The organism is Salegentibacter holothuriorum (genome assembly GCF_900168045.1).
GTDB classification, from domain to species: domain Bacteria; phylum Bacteroidota; class Bacteroidia; order Flavobacteriales; family Flavobacteriaceae; genus Salegentibacter; species Salegentibacter holothuriorum.
Map to the genome: position 1 here is coordinate 319707 of NZ_FUYY01000002.1, position 23561 is coordinate 343267.

Here is a 23561-nt window from a genome sequence, read left to right on the forward strand (position 1 = left end):
GAATGACGTCACATCATAAAAAAACCTCACAGGTCTTGACGACCTGTGAGGTTTAAATTATTTTGGTCAAGGAAGAATTATTTCTCTTCTCCCTTTCCGAATTTATCAATAATTTTTCCTGCAATTACACTCGCAAGTCTTTCGTGAGATTCTATAGTCCAACCGGCAACGTGCGGACTTAAAATAACATTATTCAAAAACATAAGTTCACGCATAGGATCTGGAATTTGATTTTCTATACTTAGGGAAACGTTCTTTTTATTAGAAAAAAGACTTTCAAACGATGCTTTTTCGTATTCCAGAACATCCAAACCGGCGCCAAGAACACGGCCGTCCTTTAATGCGTCTACAAGATCTGATGTTACTACATTTTTCCCGCGAGCGGTATTTATAAACCAAAATGGCTTTTTGTAAGCATCTATAAACTCTTTGTTGATCATTTGGTCGGTTTTAGGCGTCCAGGGCGTGTGCAGGCTCACTACATCACATTTTTCACGAAATTCTTCTAATGATACCTGGCGAACATTTTCATCGCCTACACCTTCTTTAATATCATAACAAATCACCTCAACATCAAAGCCTCGTAGTTTTTTAGCGAAAGCTTTTCCCATATTTCCGTAGCCAACAATCCCAACGGTTTTTCGATCTAATTCCAGGCCTCGGTTTTCTTCCCGATGCCAAAGACCATCCCGAACTTCCCTATCGGCTTTATTCAATTTATTAAAAAGAGACAGCAACATGGCCAGGGTATGTTCCCCAACGGCATTTCGGTTTCCTTCTGGGGCCGAAAACAAAGTAATTCCATGTTCTTCGGCATACTCTACGTCTATATTTTCAAGACCCGCTCCTACCCTGGCAATAAATTTTAAATTAGGCGCAGCATCAATAAACTCGCGATCTATGGTATAGCGACTTCTAATCACAATCCCATCGTACAAATGCTGATTCTCCAGCGTTTGTTCCCGAGACTGGCTGAAACCTTCTATATTATGATGACCGGCATCGTCTAGTTGTTTAATTAAGGTTGGATGATTGGTATCTGAATGTAAAATAATCATTGCTCTAAATTGAGTTTTTATTTTTATAACATAACGCCCGCCGGGAGAAGGTGCAAAAACAGGCTTCCCCTAGTTATATTAAATTAAGTTTGAAAAATGTAATAATTATATGGAAATGATGGCGGTTTCATCTTTATTTACTCACTAAGGGAGATTTTATGAGACTGTATAAAAAATTTCACGTCAAGCCAAACTTGTTTCAGTTTCTACCATGTTAGATCCTGAAAAAAGTTCAGGTTGACGGTTTAAGCAGCCTAATTATGGTTTTAAAATTAGCATAGCCTGCACACTTATTACAGGTGTTTTAATTATTAACCTACAAAGTTAAAGAATGATTTTTATAATGAGAAACCTGAGACGCTTAAGTTAAAACCCAAGCACTAATTTAGAAATATAGAAAAAGAGAAAAATACCGAAGATGTCATTACTTGTAGTGATAAATGGACCGGTAGCAATAGCAGGATCAATACCTTGTTTATTTAAAATAATTGGAACAAAAGTACCCACCAGGGCAGCAACAATAATCACCGAGAGCAAGGATGCAGCTATAGTAAGGCTTACCAGTTGATCCTGGCCTACAATTAAACCAAATAAAATAACCAGTATTCCTAATGCAATTCCATTTATTAAACTAAGTCCTACTTCTTTTATTAACCGCTGCAGTAAGCTTCCACGTAAATTATCATTAGCAAGACCCTGAACGATAATGGCACTTGATTGTACCCCAACATTTCCTGCCATCGCCGCAATTAAAGGGGTGAAGAAGAATAAAATAGGAAATTGCTCCAAAGCTTCTTCAAAACCTTTCATAATATAAACACTGCCCAGTCCTCCAAAAAGACCAAGAACCAGCCAGGGCAAACGAGCACGGGTTAGGCGCAAAATACTATCATCGGCCTCTACATTTTCGGAAATACCGGAAGCCATTTGATAATCTTTTTCGGCTTCTTCTTTTATAAAATCTACAATATCATCAATGGTGATCCTTCCCACCAGGCGTCTCATTTCATCTACCACGGGAATAGCCTCAAGATCATACTTTTGCATAATTCGCGCTACCTCATCACCTTCAGTATGTACATTTACAAAATCTACCTGCGGGATATATACATCACTAATATTTGCATGACTTGGTGCGGTAAGTAAATCTTTTAATGAAAGCCTCCCTTTTAATTTATTTTTATCATCTACCACGTAGATAGAATGAACGCGTGTAACATTTTCAGCTTGCTCTCGCATCTCTGCCATACAACCGGTCACACTCCAGTTCTCATTTACTTTAACCAGCTCTTTAGCCATAAGTCCACCGGCAGAGTCTTCATCGTAACGAAGCAGTTCTACAATATTATCGGCATGCTCTTCGTCTACTAGTTGAGCGATTACATTTTGTTGGCGTTCAGGAGAAAGTTCAGAAATGATATCGGCAGCATCATCGGTATCCATTTCTTCCAGCTCTTCGGCAATTTCTTTTGCAGAAAGTGTCTCCAAAATGCGCTCCCGAACTCCCTCTTCCAGCTCCATTAGAGCTTCAGCAGTTTTTTGGCTATCTAAAAGCTTAACCACATAGGTGGCTTCTTCTAAAGAAAGTTCGGTAATAATTTCAGCAATATCAGCGTGGTGCACGTCTTCAAGGTGCAGTAATAACTCCTCGTTACTTTCTTCGGCAACAAGAAGTTTTATTTTATCAATTAATTCACTGCTGATTTGAAATTGCATAAGGCTGAATTTTAAGGGTCAAATCTATAAATTCCCGGAAACCCAATTGTTCCGGGCGCTGGCCAAATATAATATCTTCCCTTAGATTATCGGGTAAATCGAAACTTTTTAAACTATTTCGTAAGGTTTTTCTACGTTGCTGAAAGGCTGTTTTTACCACTCTAAAAAACAGTTTTTCATCACAAGGCAGACTAAAATCTTCTTTTCGGGTTAGCCGCAATACACCGCTATCTACCTTTGGCGGCGGATTAAATACTGAAGGCGGCACGGTAAATAAATATTCAGCTTCGTAAAAAGCCTGCACCAATACAGAGAGAATTCCGTAAGTTTTATTGCCTTCTTTTTCACAAATTCGCTTAGCGACTTCCTTTTGAAACATCCCTGAAAATTCAGGAATTTGATGTTTTAACTCTAAAACTTTAAAAACAATTTGGGTAGAAATATTATATGGAAAATTGCCTATAACCGCAAAAGCCTCATCCCTAAAAACTGTTCCCAGGTCGTATTTTAGAAAATCGTATTGGTGAATTCTATCCTCAAGTTGCGGATAATGCTCTTGCAGGTAAGTAACACTTTCGGTATCAATTTCAATTACGTGAACTTCAGCATCCTGTTTAAGGAGGTATTTGGTTAAAACGCCCATTCCGGGGCCAATTTCCAAAACCTTATTATAGCCTTTATAGCTAAGCGTTTCAGCAATATCCTGCGCTACACTTTCATCGGTCAAAAAATGCTGGCCAAGATGCTTTTTAGCTCTTACATCACCATCCTGAACCTGAGGTGCTTTTCCTTTCTTTTTGTATTTCCCCATAAATTATTGCTCGCTAATTACTTGCATTTCGGTTCTAAAAGCAACGAATTTGCCTTCAAAAATTTTGGTTTTCTTTCTCATGCTATCAGCATCTTCCTTGTAATATTTATCCAATTCAGCCTTATTTTCGGCTGTATATTGAACCGAATAGGTAATACCGCCCATAGCTTCGGTGACCATTACACGCGACATTAAAGCTTTTTTAAATTTTCCGGTATCCAACATTTCGGGAATATGCTCTTCTTTCATCCATTTCACCCAATCGTCGTGAATAGCTTCTTCTACATTTATGGTTACGTTGTATATATACATGTTGATTTTTTAAGGTGTTTCCTGGTAATCTCCTCTAAGTGCCCGGTATTTTTTGCGGGCTTCCACAAAATAAATACTGTCGGCAAAGTTAAAGATTATTTGTTCGTAATATTCTTTGGCCTTTTCCGGGTTTCCCAGCTCATTTGCATATAATTCGGCTAAATAATAATGAGCATTATCCGCCAGGATATCGGTATTAAAATTCTCAATAATTTTGAGGTAATTATTCTTAGCCTTCTCCGGTTGGCCTGTTTCTTCAAATAATTGAGCTTGTTTAAGCAAAGCTTCATCTTCAATTTTTTCACCTTTATGAAGGTTTAAAATTTCTCCAAAAAGTTGAATTGCCTCTAAATCTTTTTCCTGAAAAGCAAGCAAATCGGCACGGGCATATTTTTTAAGTGCAGTTTGAGTAGAATCTTCTATAGAATTATCTTCAATAAGCAAACTCAACTCCATCGCATCATTAGCGATAAGTTGCGAAGTAGAAGATTTTAAAATATCCAGTTGCTGTTTTGCCCATTTAAAATCTCCTTTAAAATAGCTGGTTTTTGCGACTTTAAATCGTGCATTTTGTGAAATCTCATCGTTTTTCACCAAATTCTGAACCTGGGAATAATAAATAAGCGCTTCATTAAATTTCTCCTGAAGCACTAAGATATCTGCCAGGGCTAGTTTTATCATCGCTTTATCGAAATCGCGATTGGCCTGTTCTGAAAGTTTTTTCAACAATTTGACAGCTTCTTTTTGCTTTTCCTGTTTAAAAGCCAGGAAATTAGCAAAATCTATTTGTAAAGCCAACGTGTTGAGGCCGGTTCCAAACTGCTCCAGCAATTCAGCATATCTTTTTTCTACTTCTGCATTTGTTTTCTCATCTTCATTTTCCTGCTGCATTTTTAATAAAAACTGATTTCCCTGCAACACCAGGTTTTCTGAAGGTGCTTCTGCTACCACATACTCAACAATTTCTGAAGCAGCCTGAAAATTGGAAGCTTCCCTGGCCATAATCGCAAGGTTTAAAATACTCTGTAAACTTTTATCGCTTCTTCTGTAAATTGCTTTTTCCTGCGCAAAAGCCTTTAAGAATTCCTCTTCCTGGATAAAAAGCCAACTAAGCATCTCGTTATACAGTAGCCTGGGATTTTTTTGAAGCTTGGAAAGCAACAACCTTCTAAAAATAGTATTGGCATCACTTGAAGCATCTGCCGATATATACTTACCGAATTCACGATTGGCGATTGGAAAAAAATCTGGATTCGCTTCTATCAGTTCCAGGTAATTCTTGAACATAAGTTCTGTTTTACCCTGCTCCCCATAAATTCTTGCGAGTTGTATATTAAAGTTTAACTCACTGTTTAGCTCCATTGCCTTTTCGTACGTTGCCGCAGCGTTTTTAAGTAAACTATATTTCTGAAAAGTTCTGGCTATGGAATATGCATAATTAGGACGGGCATCTACTGCACTTAAAGCTTCTGCATAAAATTGATCAGCTCTTTCGGTATTTTGCTGAAGTTCATAATTATGCCCCAGTTCAATTAAAAGTGTTGGATTATTTGCTGAATTATTCAATTTCTGCCGAAGTAATTCTTCTGCTTTTTTAAAATTCTCCAGTTGCTGATGACTTTGCACTACCCCAAAAAAATAGGAAATATTCTGCGGATTTTCTTTCAGTAATTCCTCGTAGGTTTTAAGTGCTTTCTCAAATTCTCCCTGGTCAAAAAAATTACGCGCCAACACATCAGATTGCGCCCGGGCGCCTAAAATGGAGCAAATAAAAACAAGAAAAAATAAGACAGAGCGCATCCCGTAAATATAAGAATTTGCCCTGTGAATCAATATAATTAGCTGTTTAATCAATAAGATTGAAGCCGGTGTAAGGCACTAAAACATCAGGAATTTTAATTCCGTCTTCGGTTTGATAGTTCTCCAGAATTCCGGCAAGAACACGCGGCAAGGCCAAAGCACTTCCATTAAGTGTGTGCACCAATTCCTTTTTCCCTTCTTTATTCTTATACCTAAGTTTAAGTCGGTTAGCCTGAAAAGTTTCAAAGTTTGAAACCGAGCTAATCTCCAACCAACGATCTTGTGCGGTAGAAAACACCTCAAAATCGTAAGTAAGCGCAGCAGTAAAACCAAGATCACCACCACAAAGCCTTAAAATTCGGTAAGGTAATTTTAGATCGATTAAAATATCTTTTATGTGAGCCACCATATTATCTAAAGCCGCATAAGAATCTTCGGGTTTTTCTATTCTTACCAACTCAACTTTATCAAATTGATGCAAACGATTAAGTCCGCGAACGTGGGCGCCATAAGAACCTGCTTCACGTCTAAAACAAGGCGTATAACCTGTACAGGCGATTGGGAAATCTTTATCTATTAACAAGCGGTCACGATACATATTCGTCATAGGAACCTCAGCAGTTGGAATCATATAAAGATCATCTGCCGTGATATGGTACATCTGCCCTTCTTTATCGGGCAATTGTCCTGTTCCTAAACCGGAAGCTTCGTTAATCATTAAAGGTAACTGATATTCGGTATAACCGGCATCAATGGCTTTATCCAGGAAGTAAGTTATCAAAGCCCTTTGCAAACGTGCTCCTTTTCCTTTATAAACAGGAAAACCGGCACCAGTCACTTTATTTCCAAGCTCAAAATCTATAATATCATATTTCTTAGCAAGTTCCCAGTGTGGAAGCGAACCTTCTGCAAGCACAGGTACATCTCCCTCTTTGAAAATCTCTTCGTTATCTTCTTCTGAAGTTCCCGCGGGCACCGATTTGTGAGGAACGTTAGGAATAGTATAAAGCAAAGTTTCCAGTTTTGCTACAGTTTCAGAAAGCTCTTCTGAAAGTGCTTTAGAATCTTCTTTTAAATTCCCGGTTTTCTCCTTGATTAGATTGGCTTTTTGATGTTCTCCATTTTTGAACATCATACCAATTTGTTTAGATAGCCTGTTAGATTCAGCTAAAACATCATCGAGTTTCACCTGGGTAGCACGGCGTTTATCGTCTAACTGTAGTACCTCTTCAAAAATATCTTCGGCTTCAAAATTTCGTTTTTTGAGTGCGTTAATGAATTCCTGTTTATTTTCTCTGATATGATTAACCTGTAACATAGCTTTCTTTTACTCGATAATCGAGATTTAAATTCTGCATCCCGAAAAATCGGGATGCCTCGATATTATTAATTATTTCCTCGTAATGCTTCGTGCATCTGCCCAAAGTAATTTACCTGATTTCAAGCTGCAAATGTAAGAAAAGCACTGAAGATTTCTAGTCTAATTTTGAAGGTAAAATCCAATCGTGATGCTTAAAGTGATGCCATTTTTCAGCCGCAAGATCCACTTTTGGATCTATAAAATTTTCGTAAGGTCTGCCGTTGATGCTTATTTTAGATTTCACAAACACCTGCACTTCTTTTCCTTTTTCGGCATAATCCTTCTTTATATGTTGCGCAAACTGCCACATCATATCTGGCTTAGAGTTTACCGAGCGCATCTGCTTTTTACTCAAATAGCGGGCTTTATTAAGGTGAATGGTATCAGTAGTTCCTTTCTCAACCACTTTAAAAGTTGTTTTCCCCGAACGAGAGCGCAACATCATACGCCAGCTTAAGCGGTGGGCTTCTTCTGTCCAGAGTACATTATCTTTAAAAAACCAGTGTCGAAGCGGCAAACCAATTTGAATAGCAAACCACAGCGCAAGAACCGTAATTAGTGGTTTTTTATAGGAAGGGATTATAATTTCAGCTTTATCGTAATAAGGTTTTCTTTTCCGAAGAATGTATTTATTGATTGTTTCTGAAGGAAAAAAGAACAGGGTGAAAGCCAGGGATAAATAAGGAAATATCCCAATATGAAAAATAAAACTATTAAACAGGTGAAAGAAAATTGCGAGGATAAAAGCAGGCATTCTTGTTCGTTTCCATAAGAGCGCGGGGATAATCAACAAATCAAAGATTAGTCCAAAATAAGTAATTACATACCTAACCCAGGGCTGCTGAAGTATTTCTCCCACCAGCCAGTAATCGGCTTTTCCAGCCATAAGCATAGCCGGCAGGGTGCCATCCAACCAATCTGGATATAATTTTGCTACTGATGCATAGGTGTAAACAATCCATAATTGCAGAACTATTAAAAGCCAAACCCACTGCGGCATAGCAATTTTCTGAAAGTCAGGTTTTTTCCAGGCGTCTAATGATAAATAGCGATGTACCGGAAGAAAAAACATTATTCCGCAGAGCAACATCAGCAAATAATAATGATTGTTATAGGAAGATTTTTGCATCAGGTAAACCGATGCCCACATTATGGTGTAACAAAAAATACTGAAACGATATTTAAAGCCTAGCATTACGAAAACACCAAACAGCCCCATTAATCCGTAGTAATACAACATTCCATTACCCGGGAGTGGCTGCAGAAATTCAAAACCAATAAAATTAAAGGTAAAGTCGGGCTCAATAAGGACTCTACGAATCCAACCGGTAAAAATTGCTCCAACAGCTTCCAGAGTAATAAGCAAGCCAAAAATAATTCTGAAAGCGATAAGCGCCGAATTATCTACCTGCTTAAAAAGCCATTTATTGAGCATAATTATCCCTAATATACTGTTTAGAAAACGCCTCGTCTTGCTTCATTGCGATCTTTAAAGCTTCTATAGAACTAAATTTTTTCTCTGCTCTAATCCTGGTAAGCATTTCTATTTTAAGTTCTTTGCCGTATAAATCTTTATCGAGATTAAAGAAATAGGTTTCAATAGTTTGTTCCTCGCCACCCACTGTTGGGTTGGTTCCTATATTCATCATCCCAAAATAATGTTTGCCATCAATATTGGAACTCACTACATAAACTCCATTTTTAGGAATCAATTTATAATCTTCCTTAATACTCACATTAGCGGTTGGATACTTGAACTCTTTTCCGAGTCCGCGTCCTTTCACCACCACCCCCTTTAAACTAAAAGGCGTTTGCAAATAGTTATTGGCTTTTTCTACCCTACCCTCTAAAAGCGCATTTCTTATTTTGGTAGAACTTACTGCTACCTCGTCAACTTCCTGTTTGGTTATTTCTTCTACATCAAAACCATAGTCTTCACCAAATTGTTTTAAGGTATTGATATCTGCTGTACGATTTCGGCCAAAACGATGATCGTAACCAATAATTACTTTTTTAGCTTGAAGCCGATTTACCAGAATATCCCTAACAAATTCCTGCGCGGTAAGTCTGGAAAACTGCTGTGTAAATGGGTGCACCACCAAATGATCTATCCCGGTTTCTTCCAGGATCTCGGTACGCTCTTCTATAGTATTTATAAGTTTTAGCCCGCTCTCTTTTTGCAAAACCATTCTTGGATGTGGAAAAAAAGTAAAGATTACCGATTCAAGATTTTCAATCCTGGCGGCATCTACAAGTCTTTTTATAATTTGTTGGTGACCAGCGTGAACGCCATCAAAAGTACCAATGGTAACCACCGTTTGTTTCTCACTTTTAAAAGCATTTGCTCCTTTATGTATCTTCAAGGTCAACTTATTTACCGTTAAATGAATTCATTGTATTAGAAATGCCGGCTGTGCCAAAAGATTTCACCAACTCAGCCGACTTCTGAAAGCGTTCCGGCAATTCCTTTTTCTCTTCCTCTCCCCATTCGCCCAGCACATAATCTACTTGTTGGCCTTTAGAAAACTCATCGCTAATACCGAATCTAAATCTATTATATTTAGTGGTATTTAGTGTATTTTGAATGTCTTTTAAACCATTATGGCCTCCATCACTGCCTTTGGTTTTTAACCGAATAGTTCCAAATGCTAAATTAAGATCATCTGTAATTACCAATAAATTCTGCAATTCTATTTTTTCTTTCTGAAGCCAATAATTAACAGCCTTCCCACTAAGATTCATATAAGTTGAAGGTTTCAACATTATAAAAGTTCTACCTTTAAACCTAAATTTAGCAATATCTCCTAACTTTTCTGTAGAAAAACTCACCTCTTCTTTTTCGGCTATATAATCTAAGATTTTGAACCCTATATTGTGACGGGTATTTGCATACTTAGGACCTGGATTTCCCAGCCCTACAATCAAAAATTTTTTCATGGGATCTTGTTCTTCTTCCTGGGGCTTTTTCTTATTGAGTATTTTTCCGAAGAAAGGCAGCATAGCTTTAGTTTTGGTAAAGATAAAATTATTAGAATATCTAACTAAATGTTTTTAACCGATAATCGAGATTTAAATGCTCCAGGGCCTAACTTAAATAAACTGTTATTCTCCATAAAAGAGTCGTGAGTTGGCTTCAAGATGGTTTACTAAAAATTAATTTAAAAACCTTCGGAAATAAAAAAAGCACCCCGAGTGGGATGCTTTAATGTTTTGTTGAAAAAAGAATAGATTAATTATCTTCTCCTTCTTTAACTGCAGCAACATCATCTGTTTCAGTAGATGGTACTTCGTCTGCTGGTACTTCATCTTCATCATCGTCCTCTAGGGCAACAATGTTACGTGAAGTTCTCACCTGACAAATTACTGTGTTATCTGGATGTTGAATTTCATAAGCTTCATCTTCTACAGCAGTAACATAAAGTTTTTGACCTATCTTAAGTTTAGATACATCTGCAGTAATATAATCTGGCAATTCCTGAGCCAAACCTCTTACTTTTAACCTACGTAGGTTATAACGTAATACTCCACCATTCTTCACACCTCTGGCAACACCTTCGGTATGGATTGGAATTTCCATAGTGATTGGTTTATCATCACTAATCTGGTAGAAATCTACGTGCAAAATAGCATCTGTAACCGGGTGGAACTGGATGTCCTGAAGAATAGCGTCAAACTTCTCGCCATCTCCAAACTTAATTTCCACGGTATGCACATCTGGGGTGTACACAAGGTTGTTAAACGAAATTTCTTCTGTTGCAAAATGCAACGGCTTGGCATCTCCCCCGTATAATACGCAAGGAACCTGTCCAGCATTACGTAGGGCCTTCGTGGCTTTCTTTCCTACGCTTTCTCTTTTAGATCCGTTGATCGTAATTGATTTCATTGTTGAAAAATTTTAGGCTGCAAAAGTAGCGCTTTTTTCGGTTCTATAAAACCCTGAATCAAAATTCTTTAAAAGAAGATTCCTATTCATAAGACTCCTTAAAAAACTCAATACAAGCGGTTTTACATGATAAATTTAGAACTTATAGATTTATTTTCGTGAACCCTGGTCATCACATCGGCAAAAAGATTAGCGCAACTAACTACTTTAATTTTTTTGCTTTCCTGTTTTAGAGGAATAGAATCTGTAACTATCAATTCCTGAAGTTTGGAGTTTTCAATTCGCTCGTAAGCCTCACCAGAAAGTACCGGATGTGTACATATAGCACGTACGCTTATAGCCCCACGCTCCATCATTACATCGGCAGCTTTAGTTAAAGTACCTGCTGTATCTACCATATCATCTACCAATACCACATTCTTTCCTTCTACATTACCAATAAGCTCCATATGCGAAATCACATTGGCTTTTGCACGTTGCTTGTAACAAATAACCACATCACTCTCTAAAGCTTTAGAATATGCATAAGCTCGTTTAGATCCGCCCATATCTGGAGATGCAATTGTTAAGTTATCCAATCCTAATTTTTTTAAATGCGGAAGAAATATTGTAGAAGCATATAAATGATCTACAGGTTTTTCAAAAAAGCCCTGAATTTGATCTGCGTGCAAATCCATAGTAATAATCCTGGTTGCACCAGCAGTTTCAAGAATACTCGCAATCATTTTAGCAGCGATTGGCACTCTCGGCTTATCTTTTCTATCCTGCCGCGCCCATCCAAAATAAGGAAGTACAGCAGTAATATGGCGAGCTGATGCTCTTTTAGCGGCATCAAGCATTAATAACATTTCCATTAAATGATCTGATCCCGGATGGGTAGATCCTATAATAAAAACACGAGAACCGCGAACCGATTCTTCAAAAGAAGGTTGAAATTCCCCATCACTGTAAGTGGAGGTAATCACGTTTCCTAATTTGGCTCCGTAAGCAGCCGCTATTTTAGTAGCTAAAGCTTTACTCTGTGTACAGGAAAAAATTTTTGCTTCGGTAGTTACTTCTGGCATTTTGTGTTGTGTTTGAGTGTTTTGTGGTACATAAGTTGTGTGGCCCCAAATTTATAAATTTATTTCTTTCTGAACAGGTTTTGACAGACGCTACTTCGTATTAAAAATTTAGTTTCTAGCAACATCCTTCAACACAAACTACTGGTAGCAAGCCCAAAAGGCCTTTATAGAAAATAATATTTTTAATTTTGAGACGAGCCTCCCAACATTAAATCTAGATTATGGATTAAGAAAAATTAAATCAAATTATTAATAAATTTATAGTTAAACCACCTAAAATCTCTTCTCACCCTCCAATATGGTATATTATTAGAAATGTCTTAAATTTAAAATAAAAATGATTCAACAACAACTCACAGTAATCTTAATACCGCTAATTATGAGCAGTTTACTTATTTTTAACTTCAATTCAACTAATGACTGGTCTGGCTGGGAAGTAGAAAACGATGTGGTAATGGGTGGGAATTCTTCCAGTAAACTAGAACGTAGTACTGAAGGTAATGCCGTTTTTAAAGGCTATGTTTCCCTGGAAAACAATGGCGGTTTTGCTTCATTGCAATATCACTTTGCTTCTAAAAACATCAGGAATTACAAAAAAGCACATATTCTATTAAAAGGCGACGGAAAGAATTATCAGTTTAGAATAAAAGCTAATTTAAAGGACAGGGCTTCCTATGTATATACTTTTAAAACTACGGGAGACTGGCAAACTGTGGAGATCCCGTTAAAAGAAATGGTTCCCACCTTTAGAGGCAGAAAGCTGGACCTCCCTAATTTTTCGGCTGATGAAATTCAGGAAGTACGATTTTTAATTGGAAACAACAGAGCAGAAAACTTCCGACTTGAAATTGACAAAATAGAGCTAAAGTAAATTACCTCACAACAAGTCTAACAGACATTAAATAGAAAAAAAATGGATTTCGAGGTATCCCGATTCTTCGGTACTGAATATTAAATCTCGATTATCGAGTAAATTATTACAAAAATCTGAGAAACCCTGTTTATTAATTATTCCCAATTAGCTGATAATAGCAGTAAAACAATGCTTAAAAGCTACACATTAGCTTATTGGAAAAAAAATAGAAAAAACCGTGCGTTAAATGGAAAATTTTATAATTTTGCCGTCCACTTGCTCGAGTGGCGGAACTGGTAGACGCGCTGGATTCAAAATCCAGTAACTTCGGTTGTGCGGGTTCGATTCCCGCCTCGAGTACTTAAGCTCCTAATAACCTACTGGTTTTTAGGAGTTTTTTTTTAAACTAAAACAATTTGACATACACATGTCAAACTTTTTAATAATCAGCTATACTGCTAAGCACGTAACAGTTTTTATTCAATTTTTCTTCCCACTCAAACTAAAACAGTAAGAAATTTAATCTATAAATTAGAAATTTATATATTTGAAATCCAATATTCTCAATGCCCTTACCTTTGAAATGTTGCATATTCTAATTTTTTTAGTTTAACAAAACCAATATGACGCAAGGTCAAAAGACTCTTTATTACGACATTTTGGATTCTCATGTATTAGCAGATGACATCCAAGCACTTTTAAGAAAATATAAGGAAGACAACCGTGATTTAATTCGACTAGGAGGTACTAAAGAGGAAAAAATAGAAAACCTTTTTGAAGCAATTGAAAATAATATTATTGAACTATCGGAAGTTCAAGGTTTATTAAAGGATGCTGAAGAATATGGAGATCAGTATATCTATTTTTATAAACCTGTAGATGGAGTTAATCCAGACCAATATCACGACGGAGATAAGATTGCGAATGCTATTCTTCCCCAAAATATTAGAAAAGATTTTCCTAAAATTATTCAAATGCCCTCAAAACGGGAATGGGTTGATTTTAGAGCTCCAAATAGAGGGGTGAAAAATTCTTGGATGTTTAAGCTTTATGATAGAAAAACACGAGAAGTAAAAGAAAATGAAGCTAGAGATGTATCAGGCAGAAGAGTCGTAACTTATGTAACAAAAGAAGACCGTTTGGTCTATATTGCGTTATGGGATGGTGAAGATGAATTATCATTAAAAATTAGTCGTACATCTTTTGATTCAACTAAAAGCTTAAGAAGCTCAAGAATAGAATTGGAACAAATGATGGCTAGAGGGATACACATCCGAAAAGATTTTAAATTTTTTGATTTAACAGATACTATCAATAAAATCTTAATTAATTCGGAGGATAACAAAAATAATTATATCTTGTTGAGTGCCAAACTAAAAGACACTCACAATGGCTACGCTACTATAAGTTCTCACGGTGAAGATGAAACAGATTTATTATCCGACGTTTCGAGAAAAGAAGCTATAAATGCTTATATTAATGGAAACGGTAAAGCAAGTAGTTTAGTTGTACAGTTTTTAGCTGAAGGCTCAAATGGTGAATTATCCAAAGACATAAAGGTAGTCCTTGGAAAACATACAATGAACGAGATAATTATATCGTCTAAGATCAGTCCTCAGGAATATAAATATGTTAGAAGGAAAATTGCAGAATTTAGCTAAGGAATACCCTGAGTATTCCAAGATTTTCGAAGCTATTCTTGATTGGTTTGAAAGACACCCAAACCAAAGGGCTATTACTATGGATTATTTCTATTCAGATAAATACTCCTTCTCAATTCCCGACATCAATATTACATTCATGATTCTAAAGGAACATTCAATCTTGAAGACCGTTTATCGGGTTATTGATGAGGATGGCAGCAAGATTAGTCACGATTTTTTGAATCTTAAAGATATTCCTACTCAAGTAGATACAATGTGGGGAAATAAAAAGGATATTGAAGATGTAGATGTTATTCCATTTTACGCTCTTGAAAAACAAAATGACTTTTGAGCACAGGTTCTAGGATTAATAACTATAGAGATATTGTAACTGATTTTCACCATATTATCAAACCACGGTGGAGTAATGATGGTGTTAATATAAAAACAGTAAATGAGCAATGGATAAAGGCTATTTCAGAGAAGTATAAGGATGATAAACTGACCCTCTATGCGCATGAATTATTATTATCCGAAGTCCATATATTTTACAATCACCCCTCACCAGAACCAATAGCTTATGATCAACTTGCCCTAGTAATGAAGGGGGGTGGCATAAAAGGCTTAGCATACGTAGGAGCATTAGAAGTATTACAGGATCATTATGAATTTGACTGGTTTTCAGGAACTTCTGCTGGAGCTATAGCAGCATTGCTATTAGGCTCAGGACATAATGTTAAAGAACTAAACGAAATTTTAGCTACTAAGAATTTTGCAGATTTTAAGGATGCAAATTTTTTTCAAATGCTTAGAAACCTGATTCTAGAAAAAGGTTTATATAAAGCAAATACATTTGTAGAGTGGATAGATGAACTTCTTTCCCAAAAATTAGAATCTAATGTTGCCGTTAGATTACAAGACCTGCCAAAAAGAACTACAGTATATGCTAGTAGAAAAGATAAAAAGGCACTAATATTTGATTCTCACGAGGCAGCATCAAGAGAGCAATCCGCTTCTTTTGCAGCTAGATGTAGTATGTCGATACCTTATATGTTTACGCCCCAGTCAAGCGAAGGAATGAGAGTTCTCGATGGAGGTGCTCAAAATAATTTTCCCGTTGATGAAATTTTGGAATCTAAAAAAGATAGCAATTTCATTGGGCTTTATTTAGGTGAGGAAATATATAAACCTAAGCGTAAAAGTTTATTACTCTTTGATTTAATCAGCATCTTTACTGAATCTACTGATCCTGAAATACTTAGGAAGTATAAAGACAAAATAGTTGTTATAGACCCATCACCTATTTCAACAATGCAGTTTAAACTCAGTTCTGAAGAGAAAGAATTTCTATTAGAAGCTGGAAGGTTAGGAGCAATTAAATTTTTAGATAAGCGAAGTGATTTTAATAAGGAAGATTATGATTATAATAAAAGAAAAAAGCTTTTAGAAGAAAAAAGAAAAATTATTACTAAACAAAAACGAGGTAAAAGAGTTTGGTTTAAAGCAAAAGTATACGCCGTAATAATATTAATTTTTTTGAGTCTATGTCTTCTTTTATCCTTGATCGGCAGTTTATTATTGAGTTTGATTTCATCAATATAAATCTTTTCCGCTAAATTAATAGAGCCCGAAACAGACTTTATTAACCTACCATTTTTAAAACTATATATAAACCTTGAATTTGGATAGGATTACTTTAAAATGGCCAGCAGATCTCATTAATAGTTTCAAGTATAATTGCTATACCGATAAAGAGAATTAAAATTCCTATTTGCAATAAAAGGTTTCTTTCTGTAAAGTGAAAGGTATCATCTGTGGATGGATGAGTCAATGAAAATACTAGAGGTATTAAAAGTGACGAAATTTGGATTAAAACAAGTACAACAGACATAATTCCGATTACAGAAGAATTAAGCACATAATTACCCCACAAGGTACCTTCCAGTCCTAATAGTTTATAGCTTATATGTGCAGCAAGAATTATGAAGAACACTAAGAGATACGCAAAAGCCATTTTCTCTTTTTTTGAAGCTGCGAAGTTTTCTCTTATTTCTTTTTTCTTTTCAGAAGGAACGTAGGTGAGATTTATATTAATTATATTTTTCCCATCCACAACAAACACATTTCCCGGTATTTTTTTTCTTAATCGCGATTTTTTATAGATCTTATTCTCAATTTCATCTTCTTCGATTGCTTTTTCTGTTTTCTCTTGATGTTCCGACTCTATAGTGAAAGAATAAGAAGATTCCGCTTGGTTGACTTTTGTGTCCTTGGGTATTTTTTTATAACGATAGGCATCTAACAAGTAGATTCTTTCCAATTTGGTAATATCATCGGCTTTTAAATCGTAGTCAGCTACATAACCAGTATATAATTCTCGATTACCTTCTGAGTTTGATATCATCACATCAGCATATGTAGTCGAAAATTTGTGATCAAGAAGTAATTCTTTGTCAGCAGAAGCTATATTTCTACCTTGCTCAAACTTCCTGAAGTGAAGTAATTCACCACTAAAGATATAAAACCACTGATTTTGAAATTTGAAGATTTTATATTTTTTATCCCAATTATACAACCTAATAAATCTTGCGGATAGGTGCCCAACTATTATTGCGAATAGAAAAATGTAAAGAGAGTAGTAAATAAATATATCAAGGCTGTTATTGAGGAATACTACCGTGTCATTTTTTATGTCTTTTTGACCGCTATATACAAAATCATTGAAAATATTATAGATATCTGTATTTTCTAATTGAAAAGCTATAAAGGCATCTGCAAGAAGGAAACCAACCGTTTGGATACAAACACCAGGAACTATACTATAAAAAACACTATGTAAAACAGGATCTTTGGAATCGAATTGTTTAGAGAATTCCCCATAGTAAAAGAATCTGCGGAAAAGTATGCCGGGAATTATAATGGCTATAAAAAAGGCTATGAATCCAAAAGTTAGATTCAATTTTTATCAGAGTATTTTATTAATATTCGTTTTACCCCAGTCACCGGTTATGTGATATTTATCAACCGCATGACGAAGCTGACGAGCTCCGTCTTGGCTGTCTAAAACCTCCCTTGCATCATTAGAAATGATATTAGTATCTGTTTTAGACAAAAGAATTTTTACAAGATAAAAGATCGAGGTAAGAACAGCTATAAAACCAATTATATCTGAAAGACTTTTCTCTTTTGAAGAGGCTTTAACTTTATCTTGAGTTTGATTGCTTGTCATAGAGATTGTAAACTTACATAATTAAAAGGTGTAGTTCCAATAATATCGCCAAAAATACATTTTTTTTTAATTATGTCGATATTTCACCCCATCCCATTAATAAAAGTATCTATAAAGAATTTGATCTTGTCAATAATCCTTTCTGAGGATTTCTTACGTTCTCTTAGTCAGGGCTTATCTTTCATAGTTTCTATTACCTCATCACTTAAAGGCTGCTTTTCAGTAAATGAAAAAGTCGATATTAGCTTGTTAAGTTTTTCTTGATTAAGATTCTCTTCATTACTTAATTCTTCTAATGCATTCTGTTTTTCCAGTGCCCAGAAACTTTCAAATTCTTCAGGTATATCATCCCTGTCAATTATCAATGGTAAGTTTGATCTTCTGACATTGATTAATTTTGATTTGGTAACGATAGGGCGTTGTCCAAATATAGAAAAATGATTAGAATCGAGTATGAGAAAGCAGGGTTTCCTAGAAAGGATAATTATTTTGTTTGATCATAATTATGAGGCTATTAGGACTTACAGATTAATTTAGGGTAAAAGTAAAACACTTTTAAAAAGGGATGGGGTAAGAAATAAAGAAAAACGGTTTGAAATTTTTAAACATTTCCTAAGTGAGGATAGGTGCTGATTCTGGCTCAACTAATTGTGAAATCTTTTTCTGCATTAATTTAGTTATTCTTTGTGGTAAATTTTCTGGAATTAATTTCAGCTTTTGATTCATTACTTTACGGTGGTAATTAAAATTGTCTCTCTTAAGAGATACCCAAAAATTGGGATTGCTATATCTGTTCCGATCCTTTGTTTCGTCAAAAATCTCAAAATCATAGAAAAGTGTTCTTTCCCACTCTTCTAAAAGAACATTTGTAAGATTTGTTAATCCAAAATCTATTATATCGTGTAAAGTAATATCTCCATTTTTGCCAATGATTTGATTAAGTTTTGCCCTCCGAAATTTAATTTCAAAGCGCATAATTGGTTCGGGTATCATGTAACCTTGTAATTGGTAATGCTTTTGTTTATCGTAAATTTTAATGATGTAATTATTATGCTGGGCTTGAATATAGTTCCCTTCATCTCCTACGTATACCCATTTAAACATTCTAGTTTTATGAAACAAGCAACATTGAAGGATTTTCTTAGTTGGATAAGGAGGTTTGAAATTCAACCCTAATTCTAGCTGTTTGATAAACATATCATGAGGTGAAATATTAAATTTAACCTTCAAATCACAAAGAACCTCCTGAAGGTTAGCTATACTGAAATCATTAAAATTATGTTTTCCCTGATTCCAATATTTATGAAAACTACCCTCCATTGTAATTCTTGAATATTCTGAATGGGTATTAAAAATTGTAAACTTCAAGCCATTATAATAAGCTATAGATTTTCCACTTAATTCTGCTGTACTATAATTAAGCCTTGTTTGAAATTCTAAAAAAGGATTTTCTAACAAGTCCTTTTTAAAACTTGTAGGAAGTTCGGATTTTTGAAAATCAAACAAGGTTAACAGGTTTAAATTAAGCTACAGAAATTAAACGCAATTCCTTTGGAGAATGAAAATTGTAAGCCCTTAAAACACAAATAGGGTCTTCAGGAAATATCTCCAAACTTATTATTAAAGATCGGTTCTGAGTATGTGCTGCACCATTGTAGATAAATTCGTTTTCGACATCTTTCGTCAGTCGGCAAATCGGCTCACCCCAACCTTCTTCTTCGGGCAAATGCAGCTTATACCACATATTATCATTTTTAGAACCCTGAACCAATTTTAGCTCAGCTGGTAGAATTAAGGAATCAGCTGGACTCATTAATTTAAAATAGATAACAGATTTTAAATCGGAATTTTTAGAATAGATGGAGTATTGGTAATAAATATTTTCGTGTTTTCTCATTTTTTTAAATTTTAATTAAACTTGCTTCTATTTCACTTCTTCTGAAATAAATTCTATTTCCAAGAGCATATTTTTTTAAATATCCAGATTTACACCAGTTATGTAAGGTTGAAATATTAATTTTGAATAGACTAGCAACTTCCTGCCTAGTAAGAAGCTCTTGAGTTTCCTTACATCTAAACTCTTCTCTAAAGTGATCTAACTCCTGTTTAATTTTTTCTAGTAGATCTTTTTTAAAATCTTCAGTAATAGCCTGAACAAATCCTAAGTTTTCCATTTGTAAAAATTTTAATTTTTAAAATTCTTAAAACCTACTGTAAATGAATCCATGGTATTCATCTACAATTTCGCAATAAGAATGGTTTCGTTTAAAACCTTTACAAATGTATGTGGTGGAAATAGCGTGATTGGTAATTTGTTCTCGTGTATTCTCGTTTAAAAAAACTTTGCCCTAATCCCGAATTTAGAGTGGGTGAGTTTAATTAGGTTGTTTTTGACTGCTTTTGGTTTAAGCTGGGAAGGTGAAGATGTTCTAATAGCTGAAAAAAGGAAAGGATAAAAATTCAGAGATTTTCTGAATCTTCAGAATATATTTTCTTGAAGTAACTAAGGGAGTACCCCGTCTCTATATTTCTGTGGGTTAACTCAAGAGCTTCTTTTTTTGATATGCACAATGTCTCAACTATTAAGTTCACAAGCTTAAAAACATCATTTATATCTTTGTTTTTTCTTAGACCAAATTTCGCAAGCGAATTAAAGTTTTTCGATTTTTTCAAGGTTCGAAGAAATTTAGTAGCTCTTCCTAATCCAATCTTTTTTTCAAAAAAATAAACTCTAAAAACCTCTTCGGCAAATCTTATATAATCCTGAGAGTTTACGTTATAAGTACTTATGAAGTTTTTCGTGTTTTTAATACTGTAAGCATTCGTATCGAAATCATAACTGATTTGCCGGATTATTTTGAATGCTTCCGAGGCAGTCTCAAATCTCAACTTGTTATGAACCCTTCTAGAATAGCTTGAAATTAAATTCTTTAATCTTTGTTCAGGACTTTTCATTTTGGACTGTTTTAAGCAGATGAAGAGCTTCTAATAACGCGAAGCTCAGAATCCTTCTCCTTGTTCAAATCTTGATAAAACTTCATAAAAAGATTTGCATTTTCATCCTTATCTTCTTTACGATTTATGTATTCTAGAAACATACTTTCTTTTGAGTGACCCGTAATATTTATAAGTATTGGAGTGGGTATTTTTTTGTAGTAGTTGGTAGCAAAGGATCTCCGAAAAGAATGCGAAGAGATTAATTCATTTTTAGGATAAAAATCTAATTTTTTTCTCATCGTTTTTTTATCCATTTTTTTTCCTTGAACAACCTCATCAATCTTTGCTTCTGCGCAAAGTTTCTTCAGATATTTATTCAACTTCTGTAAACTTATAGGATATGGGAAATTTCCTGCCTCAATAATATCTATAACATCAGGATCAAGGACACCGATGGTTACAAACCTTTTAGTTTTTTGTTGAATTATATCAATATAATAATTCCCTTTTTCGAATCTTACATCTTCCTCAGTCAACCTCAGCAAATCACTAGCACGTTGCCCAATTGCGCAACCGACAACCAACCACTTTCTCACGTTTTTAAGAGCCTCAGACTTAATCTCCGCATCCTTAATTTGCTTTATTTCTTGAAAGGAGAGTGTAATTATATGCCTATCCTCATTACGCTCTCTAAAGCTCTCTATTCTCCCCGAGTAACTATGTGTTTTAATATCCATGCTTTCAGCATCTCGGCATACAGTTTTCAAGTTATCAATTTGCTTACCAGCATGATTAATGGAATATTTTCTATCGTTAATTAACCAATTAGTAAATCCTTCAACAAAAACTTTATTAATATCCATGAAGTGGATCTGGGATTTTATAGTGGTCTGGTAATCTTGTATTATAGTTTTAAAAGTTTTGTAACCAGCTATTCTTTTATTCGACAATCCAATCTTATTACTACCCTTAATTTTTCGGGTATTAGCATTATCGATAATATATTGAACGTGATTTGCCACTACACTTCTATCAGTCTTCTTTACCCTACTAAAGCAATCGTTGATTTTTGCATCAAGCCATAATTTATCTATTATCTCACCATTTGCTAAAGAAACGTTTACTTGATCGTAAATATATACTTCCAATTTATTAAGATTAGAAAAGACTTTTTTGTTTTCTGCAGAGTTCTGTTTAGGTTTTTTTGTTTTTATACTCCAATCTTTTGGGTGAATGGAAAAGCCTGTTTTACTCTGGTACATCTGCCCACGACCTAAAGAAAGATACAAATAGATAGAAACGTTTTTATTCGCAGAACTTCTTAATCTAAAATTTACTGTAGCCATTTTATAAATTTGAATTGCTAATCTACAGGTAAATTTATTTTTGACAAACACTTGTCAAACATTATTTAGAATTAGTTAGATTAAAATATTTTTTATTAGACATCCCGAAACCTCAAATATAACAGGACATTATAATAATAATCCGCATTCTTAAGGATAAATAATTGATACTAAATATCTACAAAAAAGAAGGGTTCACCTCCCGCCTCGAGTACTGAAAAACTAAAAATCCTTATTGACACTTTGTTTATAAGGATTTTTTTATTTTGAGTAATAAGGTTCCATGAATTGTTTTAAATTTTTCAAGGATCAAGCCTAATTGTTGCGGACTAAGCAATAATTGTAGTCAAAATATTAATAAAGAAACCTCACAGGTTTTGAAAACCTGTGAGGTTTTGGCAGGCAAGCCTTTTTAAAATGGTTTCAACTTCAATTATGTTCTTTAATTATCAACATACTAGATCCTGAAATAAATTCAGGATGACGGTTTAAAGGTCGGACCTTTTTCAACTTTTCAGAAAAGCTCCTGATTATTCTTACAACCAACGCTAAGTATTACTCCAAAAAAGAATATGTATTTTATAATTTTCATCTTCAAAAAATTTAAATAAAGGCCCACCCGTAAAAATAGAGAACTGTAGGCAGGCCTTTCAACTAAACACAAAATCTTAAATAAACTATTTCACCTGTTCTGTAACTTTTGCTCGCCTAATGTGTTTTTCCAAACATATTTATGGCTATAACTTTTATGATATGCTCGCCTGCTTATAGTTAAGCAGGAATACGGGCAAGCCATAAATGTTCACTTTTTTAGGATTAGAAGATCTTCTACCGGGCATCAATACTTGGTTAAATCGCATTTGCAGACCATTTTTCATAACCAGCAATAGTTGCTAATTTTTTGGAGAAATCTCTTTGGTTTCCATTAGAGCTTTAGCTTTTCCAAAAGAACGTTTTTCAAGTAAGCTTACTGTTTTCTAAGTTTTAAGCTTTAGTTATGAAAGAATAAATTCGGGATTATTCGATAATCGAGATTTAATCCTCCGAGCCTTCCTTCGAAATCCATCTTTTTTCCATTTAATGCTTCGTGGGCTTGCCAGGAGATAATTTATCTCACTAATTTTTTTAGCATTTAAGAAGTTTCAAAAACAGGAATATTTATTCCTAAAACAAAAATCCCCGCACAAGGCAGGGATTTACTTATTTTCCAGTATCAGCTAATAAAACAGTATTAAAATTTTAATTTCTTAAAATCTTAAGCCGTTTTCTTCAGCGATCTTTATCACTATCACTTCTTAGGCACCCTATAAAACACCCCCAGGATAGCTTTCATTTTATCCTGTAAATTTTGGTTATGATACTCTGCTTTCAAAACTTTCATACATTCTGCACAGAGACAATTTTCATACAACTCACGTATGTATTCTCGCTCTTTATTATCTAATGCTACAGCAGAACATTGACAGAGTTGTATAGACCCAACTTTACATTCAAATGCTGTTTTACATCTTGGGCAGTATTTTTCTTCGTGTTTCATGGGCATTTATCA

General features: G+C 34.8%; 24 protein-coding genes and 1 tRNA gene. 5 read left to right on the forward strand and 20 right to left on the reverse strand.

All coding sequences use genetic code 11. From position 1 onward, the window contains the following. Nucleotides 1–77 precede the first annotated feature (77 nt). From B5X51_RS05800 to B5X51_RS05850, 11 genes are all read right to left on the reverse strand, one after another. Nucleotides 78–1058 carry a 2-hydroxyacid dehydrogenase gene (locus tag B5X51_RS05800; protein ID WP_079719964.1) on the reverse strand — a complete coding sequence of 327 codons (981 nt, stop codon included), beginning with the start codon at nt 1056–1058 and terminating at the stop codon, nt 78–80. Between the two features lie 366 nt (nt 1059–1424). Then, nucleotides 1425–2774: a magnesium transporter gene (gene mgtE, locus B5X51_RS05805; RefSeq protein ID WP_079719966.1), complete on the reverse strand. Its 1350-nt coding sequence runs from the start codon at nt 2772–2774 to the stop codon at nt 1425–1427. Next, complete coding sequence (rsmA, locus tag B5X51_RS05810; protein WP_079719968.1) at nt 2752–3585, reverse strand: 16S rRNA (adenine(1518)-N(6)/adenine(1519)-N(6))-dimethyltransferase RsmA; 834 nt, start codon at nt 3583–3585, stop codon at nt 2752–2754. The genes mgtE and rsmA overlap by 23 nt, the downstream gene beginning before the upstream one ends. Nucleotides 3586–3588: 3 nt before the next feature. Then, nucleotides 3589–3897, reverse strand: a complete 309-nt coding sequence (locus B5X51_RS05815; protein ID WP_079719970.1) for a DUF4286 family protein — start codon at nt 3895–3897, stop codon at nt 3589–3591. Nucleotides 3898–3906: 9 nt separating this feature from the next. Then, complete coding sequence (locus tag B5X51_RS05820) at nt 3907–5730, reverse strand: tetratricopeptide repeat protein (protein ID WP_317042100.1); 1824 nt, start codon at nt 5728–5730, stop codon at nt 3907–3909. A 13-nt stretch (nt 5731–5743) separates the two neighbouring features. Beyond that, nucleotides 5744–7015: a serine--tRNA ligase gene (serS, locus tag B5X51_RS05825; protein WP_079719972.1), complete on the reverse strand. Its 1272-nt coding sequence runs from the start codon at nt 7013–7015 to the stop codon at nt 5744–5746. Nucleotides 7016–7172: 157 nt separating this feature from the next. Beyond that, nucleotides 7173–8492 carry an HTTM domain-containing protein gene (locus B5X51_RS05830; protein ID WP_079719973.1) on the reverse strand — a complete coding sequence of 440 codons (1320 nt, stop codon included), beginning with the start codon at nt 8490–8492 and terminating at the stop codon, nt 7173–7175. Beyond that, the gene (locus B5X51_RS05835; RefSeq protein WP_079720730.1) at nt 8482–9420 is read right to left on the reverse strand and encodes a bifunctional riboflavin kinase/FAD synthetase; all 939 of its coding nucleotides are present in this window, start codon (nt 9418–9420) and stop codon (nt 8482–8484) included. Before B5X51_RS05835 ends, B5X51_RS05830 begins: the two co-directional genes overlap by 11 nt. 7 nt (nt 9421–9427) lie before the next feature. Further along, nucleotides 9428–10057, reverse strand: coding sequence for an aminoacyl-tRNA hydrolase (gene pth, locus B5X51_RS05840; RefSeq protein WP_079719975.1), 630 nt, complete (start codon nt 10055–10057; stop codon nt 9428–9430). 229 nt (nt 10058–10286) lie between these two features. Beyond that, complete coding sequence (locus B5X51_RS05845; protein WP_079719976.1) at nt 10287–10940, reverse strand: 50S ribosomal protein L25/general stress protein Ctc; 654 nt, start codon at nt 10938–10940, stop codon at nt 10287–10289. A gap of 122 nt (nt 10941–11062) precedes the next feature. Continuing rightward, nucleotides 11063–12004 carry a ribose-phosphate pyrophosphokinase gene (locus B5X51_RS05850; RefSeq protein WP_079719978.1) on the reverse strand — a complete coding sequence of 314 codons (942 nt, stop codon included), beginning with the start codon at nt 12002–12004 and terminating at the stop codon, nt 11063–11065. A 379-nt stretch (nt 12005–12383) separates the two neighbouring features. Here B5X51_RS05850 and B5X51_RS05855 point away from each other — a divergent pair, with 379 nt between their 5' ends. The 5 genes from B5X51_RS05855 to B5X51_RS05875 all read left to right on the forward strand — a co-directional run bounded on the left by B5X51_RS05855 (nt 12384) and on the right by B5X51_RS05875 (nt 16102). Then, nucleotides 12384–12875 carry a CIA30 family protein gene (locus B5X51_RS05855; RefSeq protein ID WP_245828708.1) on the forward strand — a complete coding sequence of 164 codons (492 nt, stop codon included), beginning with the start codon at nt 12384–12386 and terminating at the stop codon, nt 12873–12875. 260 nt (nt 12876–13135) lie between these two features. Then, nucleotides 13136–13217 (forward strand) — tRNA-Leu (locus B5X51_RS05860). Nucleotides 13218–13480: 263 nt separating this feature from the next. Next, nucleotides 13481–14518, forward strand: a complete 1038-nt coding sequence (locus tag B5X51_RS05865) for a hypothetical protein (RefSeq protein ID WP_079719981.1) — start codon at nt 13481–13483, stop codon at nt 14516–14518. Next, on the forward strand, nt 14502–14852 hold the full coding sequence (locus B5X51_RS05870) for a hypothetical protein (RefSeq protein ID WP_139374840.1): 351 nt from the start codon (nt 14502–14504) through the stop codon (nt 14850–14852). The genes B5X51_RS05865 and B5X51_RS05870 overlap by 17 nt, the downstream gene beginning before the upstream one ends. Beyond that, nucleotides 14849–16102, forward strand: coding sequence for a patatin-like phospholipase family protein (locus B5X51_RS05875; protein ID WP_079719985.1), 1254 nt, complete (start codon nt 14849–14851; stop codon nt 16100–16102). Before B5X51_RS05870 ends, B5X51_RS05875 begins: the two co-directional genes overlap by 4 nt. 94 nt (nt 16103–16196) lie before the next feature. Here the strand turns inward: B5X51_RS05875 and B5X51_RS05880 are convergent, their stop codons facing one another. From B5X51_RS05880 to B5X51_RS05920, 9 genes are all read right to left on the reverse strand, one after another. Then, nucleotides 16197–17459 (reverse strand): hypothetical protein, encoded by a 1263-nt coding sequence (locus B5X51_RS05880; RefSeq protein WP_079719987.1) that lies wholly within the window; start codon nt 17457–17459, stop codon nt 16197–16199. Nucleotides 17460–17465: 6 nt separating this feature from the next. After that, nucleotides 17466–17729, reverse strand: a complete 264-nt coding sequence (locus B5X51_RS05885) for a hypothetical protein (RefSeq protein WP_079719989.1) — start codon at nt 17727–17729, stop codon at nt 17466–17468. Between the two features lie 167 nt (nt 17730–17896). After that, nucleotides 17897–18094 carry a type I restriction endonuclease subunit R, EcoR124 family gene (locus B5X51_RS15890; protein WP_176132729.1) on the reverse strand — a complete coding sequence of 66 codons (198 nt, stop codon included), beginning with the start codon at nt 18092–18094 and terminating at the stop codon, nt 17897–17899. A gap of 247 nt (nt 18095–18341) precedes the next feature. Then, a complete protein-coding gene (locus B5X51_RS05895; protein ID WP_079719992.1) occupies nt 18342–19235 on the reverse strand; it encodes a hypothetical protein in 894 nt (297 codons plus the stop codon). 16 nt (nt 19236–19251) lie between these two features. Continuing rightward, nucleotides 19252–19626 carry a hypothetical protein gene (locus tag B5X51_RS05900; protein ID WP_079719994.1) on the reverse strand — a complete coding sequence of 125 codons (375 nt, stop codon included), beginning with the start codon at nt 19624–19626 and terminating at the stop codon, nt 19252–19254. A gap of 4 nt (nt 19627–19630) precedes the next feature. Next, nucleotides 19631–19903: a helix-turn-helix domain-containing protein gene (locus B5X51_RS05905; RefSeq protein WP_079719996.1), complete on the reverse strand. Its 273-nt coding sequence runs from the start codon at nt 19901–19903 to the stop codon at nt 19631–19633. Nucleotides 19904–20189: 286 nt separating this feature from the next. Continuing rightward, nucleotides 20190–20684 (reverse strand): hypothetical protein, encoded by a 495-nt coding sequence (locus B5X51_RS05910; RefSeq protein ID WP_079719998.1) that lies wholly within the window; start codon nt 20682–20684, stop codon nt 20190–20192. Nucleotides 20685–20695: 11 nt separating this feature from the next. Beyond that, nucleotides 20696–22012 (reverse strand): tyrosine-type recombinase/integrase, encoded by a 1317-nt coding sequence (locus tag B5X51_RS05915; protein WP_079720000.1) that lies wholly within the window; start codon nt 22010–22012, stop codon nt 20696–20698. Between the two features lie 1288 nt (nt 22013–23300). Then, nucleotides 23301–23555, reverse strand: a complete 255-nt coding sequence (locus B5X51_RS05920) for a cysteine-rich CWC family protein (protein ID WP_079720002.1) — start codon at nt 23553–23555, stop codon at nt 23301–23303. Nucleotides 23556–23561 lie beyond the last annotated feature (6 nt).

Excerpts from the sequence above, each read along its gene's own strand:
- B5X51_RS05815 (WP_079719970.1), bottom strand. The coding sequence starts at position 3,897 with ATGTATATATACAACGTAACCATAAATGTAGAAGAAGCTATTCACGAC.
- rsmA (WP_079719968.1), bottom strand. The coding sequence starts at position 3,585 with ATGGGGAAATACAAAAAGAAAGGAAAAGCACCTCAGGTTCAGGATGGT.
- B5X51_RS05800 (WP_079719964.1), bottom strand. The coding sequence starts at position 1,058 with ATGATTATTTTACATTCAGATACCAATCATCCAACCTTAATTAAACAA.
- B5X51_RS05855 (WP_245828708.1), top strand. The coding sequence starts at position 12,384 with ATGAGCAGTTTACTTATTTTTAACTTCAATTCAACTAATGACTGGTCT.
- pth (WP_079719975.1), bottom strand. The coding sequence starts at position 10,057 with ATGCTGCCTTTCTTCGGAAAAATACTCAATAAGAAAAAGCCCCAGGAA.
- B5X51_RS05865 (WP_079719981.1), top strand. The coding sequence starts at position 13,481 with ATGACGCAAGGTCAAAAGACTCTTTATTACGACATTTTGGATTCTCAT.
- B5X51_RS05830 (WP_079719973.1), bottom strand. The coding sequence starts at position 8,492 with ATGCTCAATAAATGGCTTTTTAAGCAGGTAGATAATTCGGCGCTTATC.
- B5X51_RS05850 (WP_079719978.1), bottom strand. The coding sequence starts at position 12,004 with ATGCCAGAAGTAACTACCGAAGCAAAAATTTTTTCCTGTACACAGAGT.
- B5X51_RS05905 (WP_079719996.1), bottom strand. The coding sequence starts at position 19,903 with ATGGAAAACTTAGGATTTGTTCAGGCTATTACTGAAGATTTTAAAAAA.
- serS (WP_079719972.1), bottom strand. The coding sequence starts at position 7,015 with ATGTTACAGGTTAATCATATCAGAGAAAATAAACAGGAATTCATTAAC.
- B5X51_RS05915 (WP_079720000.1), bottom strand. The coding sequence starts at position 22,012 with ATGGCTACAGTAAATTTTAGATTAAGAAGTTCTGCGAATAAAAACGTT.
- B5X51_RS05885 (WP_079719989.1), bottom strand. The coding sequence starts at position 17,729 with ATGACAAGCAATCAAACTCAAGATAAAGTTAAAGCCTCTTCAAAAGAG.
- mgtE (WP_079719966.1), bottom strand. The coding sequence starts at position 2,774 with ATGCAATTTCAAATCAGCAGTGAATTAATTGATAAAATAAAACTTCTT.
- B5X51_RS05900 (WP_079719994.1), bottom strand. The coding sequence starts at position 19,626 with ATGAGAAAACACGAAAATATTTATTACCAATACTCCATCTATTCTAAA.
- B5X51_RS05920 (WP_079720002.1), bottom strand. The coding sequence starts at position 23,555 with ATGCCCATGAAACACGAAGAAAAATACTGCCCAAGATGTAAAACAGCA.
- B5X51_RS05910 (WP_079719998.1), bottom strand. The coding sequence starts at position 20,684 with ATGAAAAGTCCTGAACAAAGATTAAAGAATTTAATTTCAAGCTATTCT.
- B5X51_RS05845 (WP_079719976.1), bottom strand. The coding sequence starts at position 10,940 with ATGAAATCAATTACGATCAACGGATCTAAAAGAGAAAGCGTAGGAAAG.